Below are 501 nucleotides of genomic sequence, written 5' to 3'. Positions count from 1 at the left end.
CTCAAAAGCCCATTCATTGGAGTAGCCGATAGAGAAACTGGGCGCCCGATAGCCCGCAATCGATTCCCCCAGCAGATCTTGCAGGTGATCCCTAGAACGCAGGACGTCTGCCTTGAATTCTTCTGGCGTTTGTTCATAAGCACGGCGATGGGAATAACCATGGCTAGCAATCTCATGTCCCTGAGCGTGGATATCTTTAATCAGCTCTGGGTAACGTTCAGCCACCCAGCCCAAGATAAAAAACGTCGACTTAACACCATGCTGGGCAAAGACATCCAGCAAACGTCGGGTATTGGCATCTACCCTGGGCTTATAACTGTCCCAATCCGCAGGAGTAATAATCTTGTCAAAAGCAGACACATGGAAGAAGTCTTCCACATCCACCGTCATCGCATTTAAACAAGTATGCAAATCTTTCATTTATCGTCCCTTTCCAAACAGTACCACTTCCACTGTCCGGATCAGGATCAAAATATCCAACAGTAAGCTTTGATGTTTTAC

1 protein-coding gene is annotated in these 501 nt (G+C 47.1%); it reads right to left on the bottom strand.

What is annotated here, in order from left to right:
- The coding region (locus J0A66_RS21625) for a polysaccharide deacetylase family protein (RefSeq protein ID WP_206575925.1) at positions 1–420 on the bottom strand (420 nt) is incomplete at its 3' end.
- Positions 421–501: the final 81 nt, after the last annotated feature.

The organism is Bowmanella dokdonensis, from assembly GCF_017254865.1.
In the GTDB taxonomy this organism is placed as follows: Bacteria; Pseudomonadota; Gammaproteobacteria; order Enterobacterales; family Alteromonadaceae; genus Bowmanella; species Bowmanella dokdonensis.
Note: the sequence above shows the minus strand (reverse complement) of the source record. Positions and strands in the feature narration are given on the sequence as shown.